This window comes from Streptomyces spiramenti (assembly GCF_012034385.1).
In the GTDB taxonomy this organism is placed as follows: domain Bacteria; phylum Actinomycetota; class Actinomycetes; order Streptomycetales; family Streptomycetaceae; genus Streptomyces; species Streptomyces spiramenti.
The window spans coordinates 1-8842 of the sequence record NZ_JAAVJB010000207.1; the positions used below are offsets into that span (position 1 = coordinate 1).

The following is an 8842-nucleotide window of genomic DNA, read 5'->3' on the forward strand; positions in this document are numbered from 1 at the left end:
GGGCTGGTGACGGCGCTCGCCGAGCGGTGGCTGCCGGTCGTCGCCGCGGCGCCCGGGACGACGGAGGCGGGCGGCGACTTCGCTGTCTCACCCGCGGGGCTCTGGCTCGCCTCGGGGACCCTGGCGGCGGGTGCCTCGGGCGCCACCGCCGCCGAACTCCGGTCGGTGGTGGGCGCGGCCGGGCCGCAGGCGCCACCGCTGCTGGCGGCGGTCGGCGCGGCGCTGCGCGCCACCGACGCGGTGGTGTCGGCGAGGGGTCTGTGGGCGCGGGTCCCGCTGCACCGCTCGTTCCGCGACGCGTTGCCCGACGTGGAGTTCGGACCTCTGGTGGCCGACTCCGCCGACAGGCTGGACGCGTGGGTCGCCCGGGCGACCGACGGGATGATCCCCCGGTCGCCGGTCCGCCCGGAGCCGGGGACGGTCGCGCTGCTCGCCGATGTGCTCGCGCTCACGGCGAGTTGGCTGGCGCCCTTCCCGCCGTCCGCGACGGCTCCGGTGCCGTTCACCGACGCCGCGGGGTCGGTGGCCGGTGTGCCGGTGATGTGGCGGACGGCGCCCGCCGCGGACGCGTGGCGCGTCCCCGGTCGTGCCGCGACCGTGGTCCGGTTGCGGTGCGCACCCGGTCCGGCCGGTGCGGGGGCGGAGGTCCGCTGTGTCCTGGGCGCGCCGGGCGCAACGGCCGCCGAGGTCCTTCCGGCGGGTTGGGCCCCGCCGGGCGGGCGTTCCGCGGTGGACGCGGACCGGGTGCGGGTGGGGCTGCCGCGGCTCGAACTCGCGACCACCACCGACGTGCTCCCGCAGCTGGCGGCGCTCGGGGTCCGTCGGGTCGCCGGCCAGGACGCGGAGCTCCCCGGGCTCTCGCCGGAGCCGCTCTTCGTGGACCGGGCGGCGCAGCGGTGCGTGCTGACCCTGGCGGAGTCCGGAGTGCGGGCCGCCGCCGCGACGGCGCTGTCGACGCGGTTCGGTTCGGCGGCGCCGGTGCGACCGCCCCGGGTGGAGACGGTGCTCTTCGACCGGCCGTTCGGCGTGGTGGTGCTGGACGGTTCGGGGACGCTCCCGTTGTTCACCGCCTGGCAGGCGACCTCGCCGCGACCGCCCGCGGCGGCCGACGCGCGGCCGGGCCGCGCCGACGGGCAAGCGGGATGACCGGCCTCGCTCCCCGAACCCGGGCGCGCGGGAGGGCCGGTACGCGCGCGGGAGGGCCGGTGTCGTGGCGGAGGCTCCGGGCCGCCCGGGTGACGGCGCCCGCGGGGGCCCGTCATCGGGGGAAGTCCCCGTCCTCGCCCGCCCGGCGGCCACGGGGGCCGTGCCGGGACGGGGACCGGTCGGCGGCCCGTCCGCCGCCCGCGGTCGTGCTGTGATCGCCGGATGGCGAAGACCGGATCAGAGCTGATGCGACGCTGGTCGACCGGCTGGACGGTGGCCCGCTCCCTGCCCGGTCCCGAGCCGGTCGGCTCCGCGGGGGACGGTCTGCGGTCCCGGTGCGACCAGCCCGGCCGGGAGGTCGAGGTGTTCGCACTCCGTGCGGACGAGGAGCCGGGGTCCGTGGCACGGTTGGCGGCCGTCGTGGCCGCCGCCGGTGGGACCGCCGGGCTCACGGTCCCCACACTGCACCCGGAGGCGGTCCAGGCCGCCGTCGCCGCCGCCGGCCTGGAGGTGCTCCACCGGTCCGAGTGGCTGATGACGACCGTGCTGGCCGAGCACCCGCGACAGGCGCCCACCGCACCGTACGGGCGCGAGGTACGCACGGCGGGGCCGGTCACCGTCGTGTCCCTCCGTGGCTCCTGCGGCGAGGTCGCTGCGCGGGGCACCGTCGCCGTGGTCGGTGCCGACGCGATCGTCGATCGCGTCGGGACGGACGCGGCGCACCGGCGACGCGGCCTGGGCGGCGCCGTGATGAGCGCACTGGCGGAGGCCGCGACCGGCCAGGGCGCCCTCACCGGCCTTCTCGTCGCCAGTGAGGAGGGGCAGCACCTCTACTCCTCCCTCGGCTGGCGCCACGAAGCCGATGTCGTGATCGCGCGGGGGCCGGCGGTTCCCTCCGCCCGGTAGGACAGCTCCGTACCGGGTCGGCCCGCCGGTCGTCGTCGGGTGGCGTCCTCCCCCGACAACGGGGAGGGGAGCGGCGGCGGGTATCACGCCGGGGCGTGGCGGCCGATGGTCAACCGGACGTGGTCGCCGTCCGCCGCCGTTCCCGGGACGAGCCACCGGTGGTCCGGGATGTCGGTACCGGCGTCGGTGGTGTGGGCGGGCACCGCCAGGACCGTCCCCGTCTCGGGGTCGGTGACGAGTTCCGCCTCGGTGAGAACGCCGTCGGTGAAGCTCAGCGCGAGGGTCAGCGGCTGCGGTCCGGCGGCGAACGCCTCTGGTTCGGGCACCCCTTCCACCAGGACGCGGGCGCCGGGGAAGAGGTGCGTGTGGGAGCAGCGGGCGGCGTGGACGGCGGCTCCGTCGGCGGGTGGGGACACGGGACCTCCCGGGCGGGTGTGCGACTGCCGTCCGCAGTCTGCGGCGCCGGGCAGGCCGCCCGGCGCCGATCGGCCGGCGCCACGGCGGTGACTCACCCGGACGGGGGGGGCGGGCGGCGGACCTGCCGCGGTGGTCAGCCCTTGACCGCCCCCGCGGCCAGACCGGAGGCCAGGCGTCGCTGCACCACGACGAAGAAGACGAGCACCGGAACCGTGATGAGGGTGGAACCCGCCATGACCGCCCCCCAGTCGGTCGCGTACGGCCCGGCGAAGTAGCGCAGGCCGACGGCGGCCGTGTACCGGGACCGGTCCTGGAGGAAGGCGAAGGCGAAGACGAACTCGTTCCACGCGAGGATGAAGGAGAAGACGCCGGTCGCGACCAGTCCGGGCGCCACCAGCGGCAGCAGCACCGAACGGAACATGCGCCACCAGCCGCAGCCGTCGAGGTAGGCGGCCTCCTCGATCTCCGGTGGTACCGCGGCGACGAAACCGCGCAGCGTCCAGATCGCGAACGGCAGCGACAGCGCCACGTACACGACGACGAGCCCCAACAGCGTGTCGAGCAGGCGCAGCTCCCGCATCTGGAGGAACAGCGGGATGACCAGTGCCTCCAGCGGCACCATCTGCACGACCAGCACCATGATCAGCACCTTGGTCCGCAGCCGGAAGCGGAAGCGGGCGACGGCCACGGCGGCGAACAGCGCCAGTGCGCCCGCGAGGAGCACCGTGGCGGCGCCGACCAGGGCGGAGTTGAGCAGGTAGCGCCCGAAGCCGCCGCGTTCCAGGACGTGGCGGAAGTGGTCCCAGGTGATCCCGGAGGGGAGCAGGGCGGCGCCGCGGCCGTCGGCGCCGGGGTCCAGGGCGGAGCTGACCATCCAGTACACCGGGAACAGCGCGAACCCCAGCACGGCCGCCACCGCCAGGGCGAGGCCGAGCCGTCGCAGCGGAGCCCGGCGGTCGGGGGAGGCGTTGCGCCACCGGGGTGCGGCGTCGGGAGCGGGCGCGGTGGGGGCGGGCGCGGTGGGGGCGGGCGCGGTGGGGGCAGCGGGGGCGGTCACCGCTCGTCCCTCTCGCGGAAGAGGGTCCGTACGTACAGCGCGGTGACCGCGAGCAGCAGCGCGGTCAGCAGGACGGCGATGGCGGCTCCCTGGCCGTAGTCGTTGCGGCCGAAGGACCGCACGTAGGACCAGACGCCGAGGTTGAGCACCGAGGGGTTGGTCCCGTCCCCGCCCGGCATCAGGTAGATCTGGGCGAAGACCTTGAAGTCCCAGATGGTGGAGAGCACGGTCACCACGGTGAAGACCGGCCGCAGCGTCGGCACGGTCACGTACCGGAACCGCTGCCAGGCGCCGGCGCCGTCCACCGTGGCCGCCTCGGGCAGCTCCCGGGGGATGGTGAGCAGCCCGGCGAAGACGGTGATCGCCACGAACGGGAAGCCGTGATGCACCACGTTGAGCGCGGCGATGGCGTAGAACGACCAGCGGTCGGTGAACCAGTTGGTCTCGCGCGGCTCGATCAGACCGAGGCCGTCCAACCCTCCGGAGACGGGCCCGCCGAGCGGATCGAAGATCCAGATCCAGACGTGGGTCCCGGTGACGGCGGGCATGGCCCAGGCCGCCATCACGGCGGCGGAGACCACCACGCGCCAGACACGACCCAGCCGTTGCAGCAGCAGGGCGACCAGGGTGCCGGTCGCGACGGTGAGCACGACGCAGACCACGGCGAAGCCGACGGTGTTGGGCAGCGCCGTCGTCCACAGGAAGGAGTCGTTCAGCAGCGCGCGGTAGTTGTCGATCCCGACGTACTGCGACTCCCCGGTACGGATCTCCCGCAGCCCGTACTCCTGGAAGGAGAGCAGGAGCAGGCGCAGCAGTGGCCACAGCAGCAGCGTCGCCAGGACGGCGAGGGCCGGGGCGAGCAGCAGCCAGGGGCGGGCCGCGCGCAGGCGGCACTCCGGCGCTGCCAGCCGCCGGCACGCCGACCGACCTCCCGCCGAGCGGTGCGCACCCGGACGAGGGCGCCACCCAGCTGATCCCGCCGATCCTGCCCGGGGCCTCACCGTTCCCGCCCGGTGGCGGACCGGTACCGGGCGGTCACCCGGACGAGGGTGCGACGCAGTTCATTCCGCCGATCGTGGCCGGTGGCCCCGCTCCCGGGGGCCTTCCCGGCGCGGGCGGCCATCCGGACGAGGCCGCGACGCAGTTCATTCCGCCGATCGTGGCCGGTGGCCCCGCTCCCGGGGGCCTTCCCGGCGCGGGCGGCCATCCGGACGAGGCCGCGACCCAGCTCATCCCGCCGATCGTGGCCGGTGGCCCCGCTCCCGGGGGCCCCGGTGGTGGCGACGCCGGGGGAGGCCCCGGCGACACCCGACAACTCCCAGCGATGAACGCCGACTTCATGTCCTTCTTCCAGGAGGAGGAAGTCGTCCCCGCGGGCCGCGGGCAGCGAGCCGCACCCCCGAGGGGCGGCCGTCGCCGGCCGTCCGGCGGCGGTCGCGGCGGCGTGAGCCCGGTGGTCCTCGGCGCCATCGTGGTGACGCTCTGCGCGGTCGTCGGGCTGGCCGTGGGCGCCGCCCTCACCAGCGGTGACTCCGGCGGGTCCGAGCAGGAGCAGGAGGACGGCCCCGGCGATCTGGGCGCCTCGACCGACGAGGCGGCCGACGGGGCCGACCTGGAGGCGGAGGCCGCCGAGGAGCACCGCGCCCTGGTCGCCCAGCAGGCGACCGAGCTGTCCGGCCTGCTGGCGGAGAGCGGCGAGAGCCGGGAAGCGGTGGTCGAGGCCGTTGCCGCCGTGCAGGAGTGCGACGGCATCCGCCACGCCCGCCGCGAGCTGAGCTCCGCCGGCGAGCAGCGCCGCGGCCTGGTCGAGCGGCTCGACCAGCTGACGCTGGAGGCACTGCCCGGACACGGCGAGCTGACCTCCGCGCTCCGCTCGGCCTGGCAGTCCTCGGCCGAGGCGGACGACCGGTTCGCGGACTGGGCGCGGGAGGTCCGCGAGGACCGCCGCCGGATGTGCCGTGGCGGCTCCGCCCGTCACACGGACAACTACAGCCAGGCGGCGCGGGCCAGCGGCGAGGCGACCGGCTCCAAGGAGCTGGCGGCCGAGCTCTGGAACCCGATCGCGCGCGACCACGGCCTGCCGGAGCGTCAACCGTCCGACCTCTGACCGGCGCCCGTCCGGGACTCCGGAACGGGGCGGCGGACCGCGCACGTACGATCGATTCCGTGCAAGCTTCGGAAAGCTCTTCCCGTCGTGCCCGTCGGTCCTCCACCATGGGCGACATGCCGCTCAACGACATGCCCTGGTGGCGCTGGCGCGCCAATGTGCGCTCCGCGCTCCACATGCTCTCGGACCCCGTCTTCCACCAGGAGTGCTGGCTGGCGGGAGCGCCCGGGTACGGGGACATCACCGACGCCGTGTACCGGCTGGTCGAGGACACGTGGCTCGACAACTGGTCCGCCGACCGGTACGTCGGCGCCATCTTCCGCGACTCCCGCGAGGCTGCGGCGGTCGACGCCGCGGTGCTGCGTGTGCTGCGGATCCTCCACCAGGTGGGCCCCGATGCCCCGGTCAGCGAGTACCTGCGCCACCCCGACTGGACCGAGGCCGTCGGTGCCGCCCGTGAGGCGCACGTCCTGCTGGCCACCGCCGACGGTGACGACCCCGACGTGCGCCCCGGCACCCTCCACGACCTCGTGGCCGCGCAGCAGGTCGGCTGAGCCCCCGGCCCCGGCCCCCGCCGTCCACCGTCCGCCCTCCGGTCCGCCTCCGCGTGCCCGGAGGGCGGTGGCCGGTGGGTGCTGTCCACATGCCGGGCAGCGGCTCGGGATGTGCCAGGGTATGGGGGTATGACGCCCTCGCTCCCCGTCGATCGGCCGGCGACCGCCGATCAGTACGTGCTGACGTTGTCCTGCCCGGACCGCCCCGGCATCGTGCACGCCGTGTCCAGCTACCTGTTCATGACCGGCTGCAACATCGAGGACAGCCAGCAGTTCAAGGACCCGGGCACGAGCCTGTTCTTCATGCGGGTGCACTTCTCCGCCGAGAAACCCGTCTCGCCGGAGAAGCTGCGGGCGAGCTTCGCGGCGGTGGGGGACTCCTTCGCCATGGACTGGCAGCTCGGTGACGCCGACCGGCGCATGCGGATCGTCGTCATGGTCAGCAAGTTCGGGCACTGCCTCAACGACCTGCTCTTCCGCACCCGGATCGGCGCGCTGCCGGTCGAGATCGCCGCGGTGGTCTCCAACCACCGGGAGTTCGAGGAGCTGACCGCCTCCTACGGTGTCCCGTTCCACCACATCCCGGTGACCGCCGACACCAAGGAGGCGGCCGAAGCCGAGCTGCTGCGCATCGTGGCGGAGCAGGAGGTCGAACTCGTGGTGCTCGCCCGGTACATGCAGGTCGTCTCGGACGATCTCTGCAAGCAGCTGGCGGGGCGCATCATCAACATCCACCACTCCTTCCTGCCGAGCTTCAAGGGCGCCAAGCCCTACCACCAGGCGCACGCCCGGGGCGTGAAGCTGATCGGTGCCACGGCGCACTACGTCACGGCGGAACTCGACGAGGGCCCGATCATCGAGCAGGAGGTCGAGCGCGTCGGCCACGAACTGTCGCCCGCGCAGCTGGTCGCTGTCGGTCGCGACGTGGAGTGCCAGGCGCTGGCGCGCGCGGTGAAGTGGCACAGCGAACGGCGGGTCCTGCTCAACGGCAGCCGCACGGTCGTCTTCGACTGAACGCCCCTGCCCGACCCCGCCCGACCCCGCCCGACCTGCCGACCCGGACGGCCGCCGCGTGCTCGCCGCGGCCGTCCCCCGCTCCGCGGACAGCACGGCCCGCCCGCCACGGTCAGAGCCGCGAGAGTCCCGCCGTCGCGAACAGGACGTCGCGGACGGCGCGCTGGTCACCGTCCGCACCCGCGGCGGCCTCCTCCAGCGGCAGCCGCCCCGCCGCCAGCCGGCAGAACCCCGGCGCGGTCAGCACCAGCCGCGCCACGACCGCCTCCCGGGACGTCACTGCCGTCGGCGAGTCCAGCGGCACCAGCCAGTCGCCGCCTCCGTCGCCCAGGAGCTGGAGGTGGACCGTCCGGCCCGGGGCGCCCGCCGCCGCCAGCACCGGTGCCGAACCGGTCAGCCCGGCCCGCCGCCGCGCGGCCAGACTGACGGCGAGCCGACGGGCGGCGAGGTCCACCAGGGGCCGCAGATGGTCACCGGACGGCGGCCCGAACGGATAGTCCACCGCCTCCGCTATGTCACAGGCGTGCACCCAGCAGGCGAACGCGCGGTCCAGGAAAGCGTCCGGCAGTGTCACCGCCCCACCCGCGAAGTCCTCGGGGGTGCGGTAGGCGACCCGGATGTCCGCGTCGGCGGGCAGCCTGGCGGCCGAGACCACCATCGCGCGGCCCTGGTCCCGCCACGGACCCCAGGCGCCGCGCGGCTGCCGTTCACGATCCGCCGCCGTGAGCCGCCATCGCAGGTCGGTGCGTTCGCGAGGGGCACCGCCCGCCGCGTCCGCGCCCAGCGGGTCCGGCAACCCCAGGCCGGCGCAGAGCAGCCCGTCCACGGCGGTCAGGTGGTCCAGCACCCCGGCGACCGTGGTGGCGCACCCGACGGGGCTGTCACCCGCGTACCAGCGCAGCCGCACCGGCCGCCGCCACTCCTCTTCGACCAGGTCGTTCAGCAGGTAGTCGAGCCGGGCGGTCTCCGCCTCGAACGGCGCGGCCCAGCGGGGCACCGGCAGCCGGGCGGGTCGACGGCTCAGGCAGGTCTCCAGGACGCGGGTCCGCAGCGACTCGTCGAGGTCGAGGGTGCGTTGCGGCTCCATCAGCGTCACCGCGTCCCGCAGACGCAGCCCTTCCTCCGCGCAGGCGGCGCAGTCGTTGAGGTGGTGCTCCACCGCCGCCGCGTCGGTGGTCGAACAGGCGCTGAGAGCCCAGGCGCCCAGCAGCGACATCAGATGGGCGTGGCCGAGGCCCGCCGCCGAGGCGCCCGAGCGGCTGCGGCCCTCACCTCGGCGCGCCCGGTCCGAGCGGGTCGGCCGACCGGTCCGCTCCGCCACGGGCTCCCCGGGCTCCCCGGGCTCCCCGGGCTCCCCGGAGTTTCCGGTCCGCGTGGCCTCCCCGGTCCGACCGGGGCGTTCGGCCTCGGTCTGCTGCCGGGGTGCCGGTTCGCTCGCCGGCGCGCGGGTGGCCCCGGCGTCGGAGGTCTCCGCCCCGGTGGCCCCGGCGTCGGCGGGCTCCGCCCCGGCGCGACGGCCGGTCGGGGCTGCCCGGAGCTCGTGCGGCTCATGACCGGACCCCGCCGGAGCGCCACCCGGGCCGGGAACGGCCGTGTCGCCCCGCGCGTCCGCGTGCTCCCCGCCGGAGCGCTGTCGGGGCG

General features: G+C 75.6%; 9 protein-coding genes. 5 read left to right on the forward strand and 4 right to left on the reverse strand.

Features of this window, described 5'->3' with window-relative positions; translation table 11 throughout:
* Together HCJ92_RS19355 and HCJ92_RS19360 are read left to right on the forward strand one after the other, a co-directional pair.
* The coding region (locus tag HCJ92_RS19355) for a serpin family protein (RefSeq protein WP_338054266.1) at positions 1-1146 on the forward strand (1146 nt) is incomplete at its 5' end.
* 222 nt (positions 1147-1368) lie between these two features.
* Entirely contained in the window at positions 1369-2052 is a 684-nt protein-coding gene (locus tag HCJ92_RS19360) for a GNAT family N-acetyltransferase (RefSeq protein WP_167934893.1), read from the forward strand.
* A gap of 83 nt (positions 2053-2135) precedes the next feature.
* Here HCJ92_RS19360 and HCJ92_RS19365 read toward each other — a convergent pair whose 3' ends face one another.
* The 3 genes from HCJ92_RS19365 to HCJ92_RS25660 all read right to left on the reverse strand — a co-directional run bounded on the left by HCJ92_RS19365 (position 2136) and on the right by HCJ92_RS25660 (position 4527).
* Positions 2136-2468 (reverse strand): hypothetical protein, encoded by a 333-nt coding sequence (locus HCJ92_RS19365; RefSeq protein ID WP_167934894.1) that lies wholly within the window; start codon positions 2466-2468, stop codon positions 2136-2138.
* Between the two features lie 134 nt (positions 2469-2602).
* Positions 2603-3412: a carbohydrate ABC transporter permease gene (locus HCJ92_RS19370; RefSeq protein ID WP_245241012.1), complete on the reverse strand. Its 810-nt coding sequence runs from the start codon at positions 3410-3412 to the stop codon at positions 2603-2605.
* Positions 3413-3522: 110 nt separating this feature from the next.
* A complete protein-coding gene (locus HCJ92_RS25660) occupies positions 3523-4527 on the reverse strand; it encodes a carbohydrate ABC transporter permease (RefSeq protein WP_338054267.1) in 1005 nt (334 codons plus the stop codon).
* 74 nt (positions 4528-4601) lie between these two features.
* Here HCJ92_RS25660 and HCJ92_RS19380 point away from each other — a divergent pair, with 74 nt between their 5' ends.
* The 3 genes from HCJ92_RS19380 to purU all read left to right on the forward strand — a co-directional run bounded on the left by HCJ92_RS19380 (position 4602) and on the right by purU (position 7201).
* The gene (locus HCJ92_RS19380) at positions 4602-5633 is read left to right on the forward strand and encodes a hypothetical protein (RefSeq protein WP_167934895.1); all 1032 of its coding nucleotides are present in this window, start codon (positions 4602-4604) and stop codon (positions 5631-5633) included.
* Between the two features lie 107 nt (positions 5634-5740).
* Complete coding sequence (locus HCJ92_RS19385; RefSeq protein ID WP_167934900.1) at positions 5741-6187, forward strand: SCO4402 family protein; 447 nt, start codon at positions 5741-5743, stop codon at positions 6185-6187.
* Positions 6188-6316: 129 nt separating this feature from the next.
* On the forward strand, positions 6317-7201 hold the full coding sequence (gene purU, locus HCJ92_RS19390) for a formyltetrahydrofolate deformylase (RefSeq protein WP_167934896.1): 885 nt from the start codon (positions 6317-6319) through the stop codon (positions 7199-7201).
* Positions 7202-7313: 112 nt separating this feature from the next.
* Here purU and HCJ92_RS19395 read toward each other — a convergent pair.
* Positions 7314-8842: immediate early protein (locus HCJ92_RS19395; RefSeq protein WP_245241010.1), on the reverse strand; the 1529-nt coding region annotated here is incomplete at its 5' end.

What these genes read in the sequence shown, in the direction of transcription:
- HCJ92_RS19360 (WP_167934893.1), top strand. Translation starts at nt 1,369, where the DNA reads ATGGCGAAGACCGGATCAGAGCTGATGCGACGCTGGTCGACCGGCTGG.
- purU (WP_167934896.1), top strand. Translation starts at nt 6,317, where the DNA reads ATGACGCCCTCGCTCCCCGTCGATCGGCCGGCGACCGCCGATCAGTAC.
- HCJ92_RS19385 (WP_167934900.1), top strand. Translation starts at nt 5,741, where the DNA reads ATGGGCGACATGCCGCTCAACGACATGCCCTGGTGGCGCTGGCGCGCC.